Genomic DNA, 12,149 nt, shown 5'->3' on the forward strand with positions numbered 1-12,149 from the left:
CACCGGCCGGTCAGTCGACCTCCTTGAGGATCCGCTCGACCGTGCCCACGCTCTTCCGCAGCTCAGCGAGGCGTCCGTCGAGTTCGGTGAGTTTGCGTTCGGTCTCTTCCTGCGCTTGGACGGCCTTTTCGGCGAGCCTGCGGTATTCCTGCTCGCGCGCGAGCGCGCCCCTGGCCCGGATGGTCGCGCCGAACTGCCACACGACCACCGTGATGACCACGGTGAGGAACACGAAGATGCCGATCAGCCCGGCGACCTCCTGCCATTGATGCCACTTCACGCTCGTTCCCCCTCGTCGTCCGGTGCCGGTGTGCTCAATGTCGGCGCCGCGGCGGCGATGGTGTCCGGGCTCAGCTCGACCCGGAACGGTTCCACCTCGTAGAACTTCATCGCCTTCCCGTCCTCCGACAGCTCCAAGGTGGCCGAAACGAGCCCGGCCGCCTCCAGTTTGCGCAGGTGGAGCTGCAACAGTGCCCGGCTGATGCCGAGCTCTCGCGCCAGCTGGCTGACATACGCGCGTTCCGCGCGCAACGCCGCGACGATCCGCAACCGGTGCGGATTCGCCAGCGCCCCCAGCAGCCGCAGCAGCTCGTCGCCGGACGGTCCGGTGGCGGTCATGCCGAGCTCCTGCACATGCCAAAGAAATCTAGCAGGTGCTGGCTTCGGCTACCAGGTGCTCGAGCCAGACGTTCGGTTCGGTGTAGACGCCGACGTCCAGCGCCGAGGAGGCGAGCACCGGCGCGATCCCGCCCGGCACGGCCGTGAGGCCGTCCCGGAGCTCGACGCCGGTCCACGTCTTCCACTGGGCGAAGGTGCCGGTGACCGTCATCGCGAACGGTGCCACCTTGACGAACCGCGCGCCGAGCCGTTCATGCGTGCGCAGCCACGGATCCTCCGGCAGCCCGTCCGCGCGACGGCGGCCGACGTAGTCCTCAAAGGACAGTCCTGGTTCGTTCTCCTTCCCGGCCGGGCGGACCGGCACGACGAGCTTGCGCATACCCGTTTCCGAGGCGCGCTTCTTCAACGCTTCCAATGCTTTTGTGGCCAGGCCGCCGCCACGGCGGCCTGGCGCGACCATCACTTCGAGTGCGATCAGGGTGTTCGTCTCACGGGCGCTCATCAGGTCTTCCGCGGCCCAGATCAGGGCGGCGTCCCAGCCGTGGTCCGGCAGCTCCGGGCGTTCGGCCGTCGGGAAGCCGACGGGGACGGCGGCGGTTCTCGCCACGGGCGCGCCGTCTTCCAGCAGCACGAGGAAGTATTCCGGCCAGCGGGCGGCCAGGTGGGACGACTTCGCCAGCAGGCCCGCCAGGCCGTGCTGGAGGAATTCGCCGCCGACACCGCCGAGGGCGAGCGCGGGTTCGCGCAAATCGGGCCGGGTGGCCAGGTCTTCGATCACGATCATGTCCTCAGTAGACCCGAGGACACGCGATTCTCACGAGGTGGTTTTCGCCGCACGGATTCCGCCGTGCGCGGTGGTGCGACCGGGCTAGCGCACGGGCAGCGCGCGGCGCCGTCCGGTGATGCCGGTGGTGTTGAGGTTGGCGCGCTCGCCGGCGGAGTGCCCGTCGAGGTAGCCGCTGCCGGACAGCCGCCTCGGCGGTGCCGAGCGCAGGTCTCCGTATTGCTCGTCGTACGCCTGCTTGACCATCGCCGTCCGGTCCTGGATCACGAGCTCGGCCGAGCGGTGACCGGCCGCGGTCGTATGGGTCCGGGCGGCGGTGTCCTCACTGTTGCGGAGCCGTTCGTAGACCGCGCCGGAGAACCCGTGCAGCCAGGTTCGCCGGTAGGCCGCCAGCGACTCGCCCGCGAACACCCGGTTCTCCGGGCGGACCCGGGTCAGCTGGGTGGTCGCCTGCAGCAGCAGGCTCGTGTACAGCAGTTCCGTGCGTTCCAGATCGGAGCGGAATCCGAACACCGTGACCGCGGTGACCGACTGGCCGAGCCGGTGCAGCAGGGCCCGGCAGCGCAGCGGATGCGCGATGTTCGTGAGCAGCCCCGCCTTGTCCCGGCTGTACGGGTTGTCGAGCGGGATCATGATCTGGGTGATCTCGTCCGCGGTCGCCCCGGAGGCGGCCAGCAGCGCCTGATCGATGCCGTACCGGGCGATCAGTTCGGCGGCCTTGGTGTTGTACGACTCGGCTTCGGCCTCGGTGACCGCCGGGTCCTCCGCCTTCGCGAGGAGTTTCCGGACGCGCGCGAGCAGCGTGTCATGGTCGGGCATGGCCCTCCTTCCTGATTGGGTTGGAGCGGATCAATCTAGGAGAGAGGTCCGACAATATTCGGGTGAGCTGTCGCCGATCCCGGCAAGGGGGCACTATGGCGGTCGACGTGTCGGTGGTCGGTTCCGGTCCGAACGGGCTCGCGGCGGCGGTCCTGCTGGTCAGAGCGGGGCGGACGGTCGAAGTGCACGAGGCGGCGGACGAGATCGGCGGCGGGACGCGCACGGCTTCGCTGTTCGAAGACGAGGTCCGGCACGATATCTGCGCCACCGGGCATCCGCTGGCCGCGGCATCCCCGTTCTTCCGCTGGTTCGATCTCGCCGCGCACGGCGTCGATCTCCTCCGGCCGGAGGTCGCGTACGCCCATCCTCTGGACGGTGGCCGAGCCGGTCTCGCCTACGAAGACCTCGACCGGACCTGTGACGCCCTAGGCGCGGACGGACCCCGGTGGCGCCGTCTGCTGGGCCCGTTGGCCGAGCACAGCCGCGAACTGGCCGGACTCCTGCTCGGGGATCTTCGTCATCCTCCCCGTGATCCCCGCGTCGCCGCTCTTCTCCCGGCCAGGATCGCGATGCTCGCCGCCGGTCTGGAACGCCGCCTGTTCACCGGCCCGGAGGCACCCGCCCTGCTCGCCGGAGTGTCCGCGCACGTGATGGGCCGTCAGCCGTCGCTCGCCGCGGCGGGCGCCACACTTCTGCTCGGCCACCTGGCTCACTCGACCGGCTGGCCGATCGCCCGCGGCGGCAGCCAGACCATCACCGAGGCGCTCGCCGCCGACGTCCGGGCGCATGGCGGGCGGATCCACACCGGCAGCCGGATCACCGATCTGCGGCAACTCGCGAAGTCGCGCACGGTGATCCTCGACGTCGCCCCGCGCGGTTTCCTCGAAATCGCCGGTGATCTGCTGCCGCCGCGATACCGGAGGGCGCTGGAGTCCTATCGCTACGGACCCGGCGTGGCGAAGGTCGATTTCCTGGTTTCCGAACCGGTGCCGTGGGCGGTGCCGGAGGTCGGCAAGGCGGGCACCGTCCATCTCGGAGCCACGCGGGACGAGGTGTTCGCCGCCGAAAACGCCGTCGCGCGCGGGGAGGATCCGGACGACCGGTTCGTGCTCGTTTCGGATCCGATGGCGCTCGACCCGTCCCGCGGGCTGCCGGGGAAACGGCCGGTGTGGGCGTATTGCCATGTACCACAAGGGGATCCGCGTGACGTCACGGAGCTGATCCGGCGGCGGATCGAACGCTTCGCGCCCGGATTCTCCGACACGGTACTGGCGAGCCGCTGTCTCACCGCGCCGGAACTCGAGGCGTACAACGCGAACTATCCCGGCGGTGACGTCGCCGCCGGGGCGGTGGATCTGCGGCAGGTGCTCGGACGGCCGGTCGCCCGGTGGAACACGCATCGGACCCCGCTCGGCGGCGTCTTCCTGTGTTCGGCGTCGACCGCGCCGGGGCCGGGCGTCCATGGGATGGGCGGCTGGCACGCGGCGAAAGCCGTACTGGGCAAGGACTTCCCGGTTCAGCCGAGATAGGCGTCGAGGGTGACGGCCAACGCCCTTTCCGGTGACGGCGCGAAGCTCGCACCGGCCAGCCCGCCCCACAGCCACAGCTGGGCGAGACCGTGCAGCGACGCCCACAGCGAGGACGCGAGCAGTCGCGGATCGGTCGCGGGATGCCAGCCGCCTTCCTGCAGTTGGGCGACCATTCCGGCGAAGAAGTCGAACACCGCGCTGCTCACCCGCGTGAGTTCGGGATCGTCCGCGTCGATGAGGTCGCGGCGGAACATCAGCTCGAACATCGCCGGATTGGCCAGCGCGAAATCGAGGTAGCCGTGGCAGGCCGCGATGAGCCGTTCGCGCGGTGTCCCGGCCGGTAGGCCGGTGCCGCGATCGAGCAGTTCGGTGTAGCCGCGAGTGGCGACCGCCGAGAGCAGGGCCGCGCGGCCGGGGAAATGCCGCAGCGGCGCGCCGTGCGAAACGCCGGCGGCCTTGGCGATCCCGCGCAGCGTCACGGCGCCGACGCCCTCTTCGGCCAGCAGGTTCGCCGCGGTGTCGATCAGGCGGGTTCGGGCGCCCACGACCGGGTCTCCTCGTGGACGGGCAGGAGTTCGGGACGCTTCGGCAGGAAACCGTCGCCCGGCTGGCGGCCGATGAGCCGGTTGCGGAAGCGAGTGCCCGCGACCGGGAGGACTTCCCGCGTCAGCCAGCGCAGATCCGCGCGCAGACCGGGGCGTCCCGCCGAGCCGGGCAGCGGGGCGAGCCAGGCCGGGTCGTGGGAGACGCCGAGCTTGCCGAGGACGTGCCCGGCCAGGCGCCGATGGCCCTGCTCGGACAGGTGCAGCCGATCCGGGCCGAAGTAGCGGGAATCGTGCGCGGCGTCGTCCGGCCAGAGGTCGACGAGGGTCGCGCCGTAGCTGACGGACGCCTCGCGGACGGCGTCGTTCAGCGCGGTGAGGCGCGGGCGCATGCGGCGGCCCAGCGGCATGCGGTGGGAGATGTCGCTGAGGGTGAAGGTGACGACCCGAGGCGCGATCTCGGTGCAGGCGCGGACGGCCGTGTCGACGCGGCGGGCGACCGTGCGCGCGTCCCAGCCGCGGCTCATCACGTCGTTGCCGCCGCCGAACAAGGCGATCAGGTCCGGCTGGAGCCTGCTCGCGGCCGGGGTCTGCTCGGCGTGGATCTGGTCGAGCCTGCGGCCGCGGACCGCGAGATTGGCGTAACGGAAACCGGGCTCGTCCTCGGCGAGACGTGCCGCGACGAAGTCGGCCCAGCCCCGGTAGAAGCCACCCGACGGATGCGGATCGGCCAGCCCTTCGGCGCAGCTGTCGCCGAGCGCGACGAAACGTTGGTAGCCCATCCAGATCTCCGTAACCGCTAGTTCACCTTGTAGACACTGTCTATCAAACTGATGTAGACGCTGTCTACTCGGCCCGGGCCTGGCAGTGTCCTGTCCGGCTGAAGATGTCGGTGTCCGGACCTGGTCGGCGGTGGTGGTGATGGCGTCCGGAGGTACTTGTCGGGGGTCGTGAGGCTGTGCGAGCTCCGCCTCAGGAAATGCCGCGTGCCGACGCTTGATCTTGTGTCCGGTGGGGCGTCGCCGTACGCCGACCAGCTGATTCCTCTCACGAGGCATGGTCAGTGCCGATCGAGACGTGCACGCCGGTGCGCGGGTTTCCGCAGCCACCAGGCCCTTGAGTTCAAGTTGCTGTCAGTTATCGGAGATCAGCGGACAAACGGATCAGCCAGCAACACCACTCGGTCAAGCGCCGGATCGAATCCGAGGACCGGGTGGGCCTGGCTTCCACCCTCCGGCGTCATGAGCACCGGCTTGCCCAGTTTCCGCCCGATCTCGCCGAAGAACCTGCAGAGGGTGTCGACGCCGTCTTGCCCCTGCAACTCCCGCAGATCGATGTCGAAGTCGATCTTCTCGGCCGACATGAGACGGAAGATGGCGAGCATCCCCGGAACCGGCCAGACCTTCAGGTCCACCAATTCAGCATCGGGCGGGCGAGCGAGCGCGTCAGTGGACAAGGGCAGCGACGTGTCGCCCTGGACGAATTCCCACTGCCAACCACGCGCCTCGACCAGGTCGAACACAGCCTGCCAGTCCTCCGCCGAGGCGTCCGGGACGAACACGTCAGGAAGCGCCCCCATCAGGTCAGGATCGAAGAAGCACCTGACCTGATCCCAGTGAAGATCCGACACGCGGCCATGGTGCCTGGCCGGCGACGAGTTCGCAGTCCAATTTGCGTCGGCCCACGTCGGCGAGTCACATGCCGCCGGGTACGACGCTGCCGTTGGCATCAGCGAACTTCCGGCGATCCATTCGCCGGCCGGTCGAGGCGGCGTCCAGTCGCGGCCGCAGAACGCGTCCTGTTCGGTGAAAACGGATACTGGAGGAGCCCAGGCCGGGGCCTCGGACCATCGGTTCCGCCAACTTCTCCCGGACGAACCTGGCAGGCTCGGGTCATGATCGATGACGTCGCGAAGGAGCACCTGCACGGCGATCTGCGAGAGCTCCGCGAGGTGCTGCTCCAGAAGATCGAAGGACTGGGTGAGTACGAGATCCGCCGTCCCCTGACCCGGACCGGCACGAACCTGCTCGGTTTGGTCAAGCACCTGGCGCTCTGGGAATCCCGGTACTTCGGCGAGGTCTTCGACCGGCCTTTCCCCGAACCCCTGCCCAGATGGGACGACCTCGGGCAGCGCGGCACCGACCTGTGGGTCACCGAGCACGAGACCCGCGAGGAGGTCGTCGCTCGCTACCGGCGCGCGTGGGCGCACTCCGACGCGACGATCGCGGCTCTGGCCCTCGAATCGCCCGGTCACGTGCCCTGGTGGCCGCGGCCGCGGGTGACCCTGTTCGCCGTCCTGGTCCACATGCTCACCGAGACCGCCCGCCACGCCGGGCACGCCGACATCCTGCGCGAGCAGCTGGACGGCTCGACCGAGGCGGCCAGAGAGGAGCGCGACGAGGCCTTCTGGGAGGCCAGGCGAGACCGGATCGAACGAGCAGCCGTCAAGGCCGCCCGGACAGGACGCGGGCCCGATGCGTGAAGGCGACGGCGCGTCGTGGATCGCCCTCGGGGAGCACCCGGCACAGCGCGTCGACGATCTCCAGGTCGTCGGCCCCGGTCGGGGTCTCCCAGTACGACCACAGCGCCGCGGCGTCCCCGCTGCCGAGGACGACCCGCCGGACCGACGCGGTGACCGATTCGCGTTCTTCGCGCACGGCGGGCGACTCCGATTCGGGCAGTAACGGACCGCGGAACGCGTTCGCGGCCCCGGCGACGTCGCCTCGTTTGAGCGCCGCTCGGACGCGCAGGAAGTCGGCGTCGATCTCGGCGGAAAGCCGGTAAGGCCGCGTCTGCACGATGTCGGACCCGAGCTGCGTCCGCAGCCGGTGGATCTCCGCGCGGACGGTCACCGGGTTGCCGCTCTCGCCGTAGAGCAGCAGGGCCAGCCGCTCCGCCGAGAGGCCGCCCGGATGCAGCGCGAGCAGTGTGAGGATCTCCGCGTGCCGCAACGTGAATGGCACGTCGCGACCGTCCACTGTGGTCGTCGGCGGTCCGTCGGTGAGGAACTCCAGCGCGAGCCGCGGACGCCTCGACGGGGCCCGGTTCCGCAGGCGCAGCAGGTAGCCCTCGCTCAACGGCTCCACCGTGCCGAGCCGCCCGTCGGGCAGGGTGACCGCGCCGCCGCCGGGCCGGATGTCCACAGTGGAGGGAAGATCGCCGCACGCTTCGGCCGCCAGCACGCGGCCCTTCGCTGAAAGCAGCGCGCCCGGCGCGCCGCGCAACGCTTCCAGGTGAGTCATGTTCGCAGCCCGCAGCCGTTCGTCGCGCATCGCGAGCCGGGCCCGCAACTGGCCTTCGGCGAGCTGCGCGGCCGCCGTCACCAGCGCGAGCATCGCGGGATGGACCGTGCGCAGCGGGCCGCTGACGTCGATCGACCCGAGCAGCGCACCGGACTCGGGGTCGCGCACGGGCGCGGCCGCGCAGGTCCAGCCGTGATAGGTGCGCACCAGGTGCTCGGCCGAGTAGATCTGCACCGGTTCCCCGGTGGCGAGCGTGGTGCCCATCGCGTTCGTCCCGATGACGTCTTCACTCCATCGGGTGCCTTCGGCGAGCATCACGCCGTCCGCGCGCCGAAGCACGCCCGCCGCGCCCTCGCGCCACAGGATGTGCCCGGCCGCGTCGGTCACGATCATCATGTGCTCTGCGTCGTCGGCGATGCTCACCAGCGTCTGCCGCAGGATCGGCAGCACCGGCGCCAGCGGATGCTCCTCCCGCAGGCCGCTCACCTCACCGGAGTCGTAGACCAGCGGCGCGACGCCCTTGTCCGGATCGACGCGCGCGGCGAGCGAGCGATTCCACGAAGCCGACACGATCGACCTGGGGGAACGCGGCGCGGGAACACCGGAGAGGACGGCGTCATGGACATCCTTCAGCAGCCGCGCGTACGCCTGAGGGTCACGCGGCGACGCTTCGCCTCCGGGCAGCTCCGCCACGTTTCCGAGGATAGGTGACCGCGCTCACTTCGTTGCAACGTGCGTGCAACCTCCCCCGCCCTAGCTTCGCCGTCATCCGTCACCCCTAGCGATGAGGCAGGAAAGATGGCCAAGTACGCGGCACCGAACACCGAAGGCAGCGTCGTCAGCTACGAATCGCGCTACGACCACTACATCGGAGGCGAGTACGTACCGCCCGCGAGCGGTCAGTACTTCGAGAACCCCACCCCGGTGACCGGACAGGTGTTCACCGAGGTCGCCCGCGGCACCGCCGCCGACATCGACCGCGCGCTCGACGCGGCCGAAGGCGCGGCCGCGGCCTGGGGCCGGACCTCGGTGGACGAGCGGGCGAACGTGCTGCTCCGGATCGCCGACCGGATGGAACAGAACCTCGAGGCGATCGCCGTCGCCGAATCGTGGGAGAACGGCAAACCGGTCCGCGAGACCCTCGCCGCCGACATCCCCCTCGCGATCGACCACTTCCGCTACTTCGCCGGCGCCCTGCGCGCCCAGGAGGGCGGCATCTCGCAGATCGACGACAACACCGTCGCCTACCACTTCCACGAGCCGCTCGGCGTCGTCGGCCAGATCATCCCGTGGAACTTCCCGCTGCTGATGGCGGTCTGGAAGCTCGCGCCCGCGCTCGCGGCGGGCAACGCGATCGTGCTCAAACCCGCCGAGCAGACCCCGGCGTCGATCCATCTGCTCATGTCGCTCATCGGCGATCTGATCCCGCCGGGCGTGCTGAACATCGTCAACGGTTTCGGCGTCGAGGCCGGCAAGCCGCTCGCGTCGAGCAACCGCGTGCGGAAGGTCGCCTTCACCGGCGAGACCACCACCGGACGGCTGATCCTGCAGTACGCCAGCGAGAACATCATCCCGGTGACCGTCGAACTCGGCGGCAAGAGCCCGAACATCTTCTTCGACGACGTCGCCGCGGCCAACGACGCGTTCTACGACAAGGCTCAGGAAGGCTTCGCGCTCTTCGCGCTGAACCAGGGCGAGGTCTGCACCTGCCCGTCGCGGGCGCTGATCCAGTCCGGTATCTACGACCGGTTCCTCGGCGACGCCGTCGAGCGCGTCAAGAAGATCAAACAGGGGCACCCGCTCGACACCGAGACGCAGATCGGCGCGCAGGCATCCAACGACCAGCTGGAGAAGATCCTTTCCTACATCGACATCGGCCGGAAGGAAGGCGCGAAGATCCTCACCGGCGGCGAGCGCAGCGACCTCGGCGGCGAACTGTCCGGCGGCTACTACGTGCAGCCGACGGTCTTCGAGGGCGACAACAAGATGCGGATCTTCCAGGAGGAGATCTTCGGCCCGGTCGTCTCGGTGGCGAGGTTCGACGACTACGCCGACGCGCTGAAGATCGCCAACGACACGCTGTACGGCCTCGGCGCCGGTGTCTGGTCGCGCGACGGCAACACCGCCTACCGCGCCGGCCGCGACATCCAGGCGGGCCGGGTGTGGGTCAACAACTACCACGCCTACCCCGCGCACGCGGCCTTCGGCGGCTACAAGGCGTCCGGGATCGGGCGCGAGAACCACAAGATGATGCTGGACCACTACCAGCAGACCAAGAACATGCTGGTGTCCTATTCGGACAGTGCGCTCGGGTTCTTCTGATGGCCGAGCGGGTCGGCTTGACACCGGCCGCCGCGGAGCTGCTGCGGCGGCTGGTGTCGCTCCACGGACCGGTGATGTTCCACCAGTCCGGCGGATGCTGCGACGGGAGCGCCCCGATGTGCTACCCGGCGGGCGAATTCCGCACCGGGGCGTCCGACGTCCACCTTGGTGACCTGAGCGTCGAGGGCATCGACGACGTTCCGGTGTGGATGTCGGGTCCCCAGTTCGAGTACTGGAAGCACACGCATCTGACCATCGACGTCGTTCCGGGCCGGGGGAGCGGATTCTCCTTGGAGGCGCCCGAAGGGGTCCGCTTCCTGGTCCGCTCCCGGCTGTTCAGCGATGCGGAGTCGGCCGAGCTGAACGGCCCAGCAACGCGATGAGCCGGTCGCCCGGTCCGGCGCCCGGCGGTGCCTCGACAGCGTGGTCGAAGGCGCCGCCGGGCCCGCGCACCGGCATCACGTCGGGATAGCGGCTCGCCACCTTCAACGCTGCCTCTGCGAGCTCGTCGTCCCACTGGTGTTCACGACCCAGTGCGGTGTCGAGGTCCCAGTGGTGGGTGAGGGTGTCGGCGAACAGCACGGCCAGCACGTTCTTCCCGGGGAGCTTGCCGAAGCTCCCGAAGTCGAAGGTCTTCTCCAGCGCTTCGCCGTCGAAGGCCGCGAGGAACTCGGCGGAACTCGCTGCGTAGGACCTGGCGAGGTCGTCGTCGGCCGACGGCCGGGGCCTCACCGGGCGGCCGGTCGCCTGCGCGGTGCGGGAATCGTGCCCCTCGATCAGGTGTTTCACGATGTCGCGGACGGTCCACTCGGCGCAGGGGGTCGAGCGGTCCCAGTCGTCCGCGCCGATTCCGGCGATCGTGGCCCCGGCGGCGCGATGGGCTCTTGTCGTGAGTGGGATGAGATCCATGGCGGCAATGTATACGAACGATCGTGCTATCTTCTAGGGTGTGAGCACTCTCGAAGTGAACGAGGTCTTCGTCGGGCGGCCGTCGGTGCTGGGGATCAAGCGCGACGTCCCGGTGTACAGCGCCATTGCGAAGTCGCGGGTGGACGCGCCGTCTTTGAAATTGGACGAGATCAATCTGGCCGGTGACGACCAAGCGGACCGAAGTGTCCACGGCGGTGTCGACAAAGCGGTTTACGTCTATCCGGCGACGCACTACCCGGCCTGGGCCGAGCAGGGCTTCCCGGTGGTCGCGGGCGATTTCGGGGAGAACGCGTCGGTGACGGGCGCCGACGAATACGACGTGCGCGTCGGTGACGTCTGGGCCTGGGGAAACGCGCTGGTCCAGGTCTCGCAGCCGCGCACGCCGTGCTTCAAGCTCGCGATGAAGACCGGGCGCAAGGACGTCATCCCGGCCATGATCGATTCCGGTCGCAGCGGCTGGTACCTGCGGGTGCTCCGGACGGGCGAGGTCCCCACGTCGGGACGTATGACGCTCGAAGAACGCGATCCGGCGAGCCCGACGATCGCCGAGGTCTACGTCGCGTCGTTCACGAACGTCGCCCAGCTGGACGACGAGCGTCGTGACGCGTACTGGTCGCTGCTCGACCGGGTGCTCGCGGCGCCGGCGCTCACCCGGCAGTACCGTGACGGCCTGGAATCGGCGAAGAAGCGGCGAGGGGAACGGAATGCCGGTTGACGGCCGGGTGGCCCGCGGCGACGCGACGAGGCGGATCGTGCTCCGGCGCGCCGTCGACATCGCGTCCGTCGAGGGGCTCGACGGGTTGTCCCTCGGCAGGCTCGCCACCGAACTGGAACTGAGCAAATCCGGGGTGTTCGCGTTGTTCGGTTCCAAGGAGGAACTGCAGCTCGCGGCGGTCGAGACGGCGAGCGCGATCTTCGCGGAGAACGTCGTCGAGCCGACACTGAAGGTCGAGCAGGGCATCGCGCGGCTGCGCGCGCTGTGCGCGAACTGGCTCGACTACTCGGAACGCCGCGTGTTCCCGGGAGGCTGTTTCTTCTTCAACACCGGCGCCGAATTCGACGCGCGGACCGGCCGGGTGCACGACGCGGTCGCGAACGCGAGCCGCGCTTTCGCCCAGTTCATCCGGTCCACCGCGGTCGAAGCGCGGAAGGCGGGGCAACTGCGGGAGTCCGTCGACGTGAACCAGCTGGCCTTCGAACTGAACGCGCTCGGGCGGGCCGCGAACGCCGATTCGGTGATGTTCGGGGGTACGGAGCCCTACGCGCTGGCCCGGGCCGCCATCACCGCCCGCCTCGACGACGCCGCCGTGCGATGAAAGGCCCCTTCATCGCGAATTTCGCGATGAAGGGGCCTTTCATGACG

General features: G+C 69.5%; 15 protein-coding genes. 6 read left to right on the forward strand and 9 right to left on the reverse strand.

Features of this window, described 5'->3' with window-relative positions:
- Positions 1-10: 10 nt before the first annotated feature.
- The 4 genes from NQK81_RS30515 to NQK81_RS30530 all read right to left on the reverse strand — a co-directional run bounded on the left by NQK81_RS30515 (position 11) and on the right by NQK81_RS30530 (position 2,221).
- A complete protein-coding gene (locus NQK81_RS30515) occupies positions 11-280 on the reverse strand; it encodes a hypothetical protein (RefSeq protein ID WP_257484244.1) in 270 nt (89 codons plus the stop codon).
- Positions 277-618 (reverse strand): ArsR/SmtB family transcription factor, encoded by a 342-nt coding sequence (locus NQK81_RS30520; RefSeq protein WP_257484245.1) that lies wholly within the window; start codon positions 616-618, stop codon positions 277-279. The genes NQK81_RS30515 and NQK81_RS30520 overlap by 4 nt, the downstream gene beginning before the upstream one ends.
- Positions 619-646: 28 nt before the next feature.
- Positions 647-1,402: a GNAT family N-acetyltransferase gene (locus NQK81_RS30525; protein ID WP_257484246.1), complete on the reverse strand. Its 756-nt coding sequence runs from the start codon at positions 1,400-1,402 to the stop codon at positions 647-649.
- Between the two features lie 84 nt (positions 1,403-1,486).
- Positions 1,487-2,221: a DUF2786 domain-containing protein gene (locus tag NQK81_RS30530; protein WP_125782440.1), complete on the reverse strand. Its 735-nt coding sequence runs from the start codon at positions 2,219-2,221 to the stop codon at positions 1,487-1,489.
- Between the two features lie 95 nt (positions 2,222-2,316).
- Here NQK81_RS30530 and NQK81_RS30535 point away from each other — a divergent pair, with 95 nt between their 5' ends.
- Positions 2,317-3,750: a phytoene desaturase family protein gene (locus NQK81_RS30535; protein ID WP_257484247.1), complete on the forward strand. Its 1,434-nt coding sequence runs from the start codon at positions 2,317-2,319 to the stop codon at positions 3,748-3,750.
- Here NQK81_RS30535 and NQK81_RS30540 read toward each other — a convergent pair.
- From NQK81_RS30540 to NQK81_RS30550, 3 genes are all read right to left on the reverse strand, one after another.
- Positions 3,738-4,295, reverse strand: coding sequence for a TetR/AcrR family transcriptional regulator (locus tag NQK81_RS30540; protein ID WP_257484248.1), 558 nt, complete (start codon positions 4,293-4,295; stop codon positions 3,738-3,740). The genes NQK81_RS30535 and NQK81_RS30540 overlap by 13 nt on opposite strands.
- Entirely contained in the window at positions 4,274-5,074 is an 801-nt protein-coding gene (locus NQK81_RS30545) for an SGNH/GDSL hydrolase family protein (protein ID WP_257484249.1), read from the reverse strand. The genes NQK81_RS30540 and NQK81_RS30545 overlap by 22 nt, the downstream gene beginning before the upstream one ends.
- Positions 5,075-5,439: 365 nt before the next feature.
- Positions 5,440-5,922, reverse strand: a complete 483-nt coding sequence (locus NQK81_RS30550; protein ID WP_257484250.1) for a hypothetical protein — start codon at positions 5,920-5,922, stop codon at positions 5,440-5,442.
- A gap of 264 nt (positions 5,923-6,186) precedes the next feature.
- Between NQK81_RS30550 and NQK81_RS30555 the strand changes: the two genes are divergently transcribed.
- Positions 6,187-6,774: a DinB family protein gene (locus NQK81_RS30555; RefSeq protein WP_257484251.1), complete on the forward strand. Its 588-nt coding sequence runs from the start codon at positions 6,187-6,189 to the stop codon at positions 6,772-6,774.
- Here the strand turns inward: NQK81_RS30555 and NQK81_RS30560 are convergent.
- Positions 6,737-8,227: a helix-turn-helix domain-containing protein gene (locus tag NQK81_RS30560; RefSeq protein WP_257484252.1), complete on the reverse strand. Its 1,491-nt coding sequence runs from the start codon at positions 8,225-8,227 to the stop codon at positions 6,737-6,739. The two genes, NQK81_RS30555 and NQK81_RS30560, sit on opposite strands and share 38 nt — an antisense overlap.
- Before the next feature lie 105 nt (positions 8,228-8,332).
- On the opposite strand from NQK81_RS30560, the gene exaC reads away from it, so the two are divergent.
- Together exaC and NQK81_RS30570 are read left to right on the forward strand one after the other, a co-directional pair.
- A complete protein-coding gene (gene exaC / locus NQK81_RS30565) occupies positions 8,333-9,856 on the forward strand; it encodes an acetaldehyde dehydrogenase ExaC (RefSeq protein WP_257484253.1) in 1,524 nt (507 codons plus the stop codon).
- Positions 9,856-10,239 (forward strand): DUF779 domain-containing protein, encoded by a 384-nt coding sequence (locus tag NQK81_RS30570; protein WP_257484254.1) that lies wholly within the window; start codon positions 9,856-9,858, stop codon positions 10,237-10,239. Before exaC ends, NQK81_RS30570 begins: the two co-directional genes overlap by 1 nt.
- On the opposite strand, the gene NQK81_RS30575 is transcribed toward NQK81_RS30570, so the two are convergent.
- Positions 10,193-10,765, reverse strand: a complete 573-nt coding sequence (locus tag NQK81_RS30575) for a TIGR03086 family metal-binding protein (protein WP_257484255.1) — start codon at positions 10,763-10,765, stop codon at positions 10,193-10,195. The genes NQK81_RS30570 and NQK81_RS30575 overlap by 47 nt on opposite strands.
- Before the next feature lie 40 nt (positions 10,766-10,805).
- Here NQK81_RS30575 and NQK81_RS30580 point away from each other — a divergent pair, with 40 nt between their 5' ends.
- Positions 10,806-11,501 (forward strand): MOSC domain-containing protein, encoded by a 696-nt coding sequence (locus NQK81_RS30580; protein WP_257484256.1) that lies wholly within the window; start codon positions 10,806-10,808, stop codon positions 11,499-11,501.
- On the forward strand, positions 11,491-12,102 hold the full coding sequence (locus NQK81_RS30585) for a TetR/AcrR family transcriptional regulator (protein ID WP_257484257.1): 612 nt from the start codon (positions 11,491-11,493) through the stop codon (positions 12,100-12,102). The genes NQK81_RS30580 and NQK81_RS30585 overlap by 11 nt, the downstream gene beginning before the upstream one ends.
- Positions 12,103-12,149 lie beyond the last annotated feature (47 nt).

Origin of the sequence: Amycolatopsis roodepoortensis (genome assembly GCF_024628825.1) — a bacterium.
In the GTDB taxonomy this organism is placed as follows: Bacteria; Actinomycetota; Actinomycetes; order Mycobacteriales; family Pseudonocardiaceae; genus Amycolatopsis; species Amycolatopsis roodepoortensis.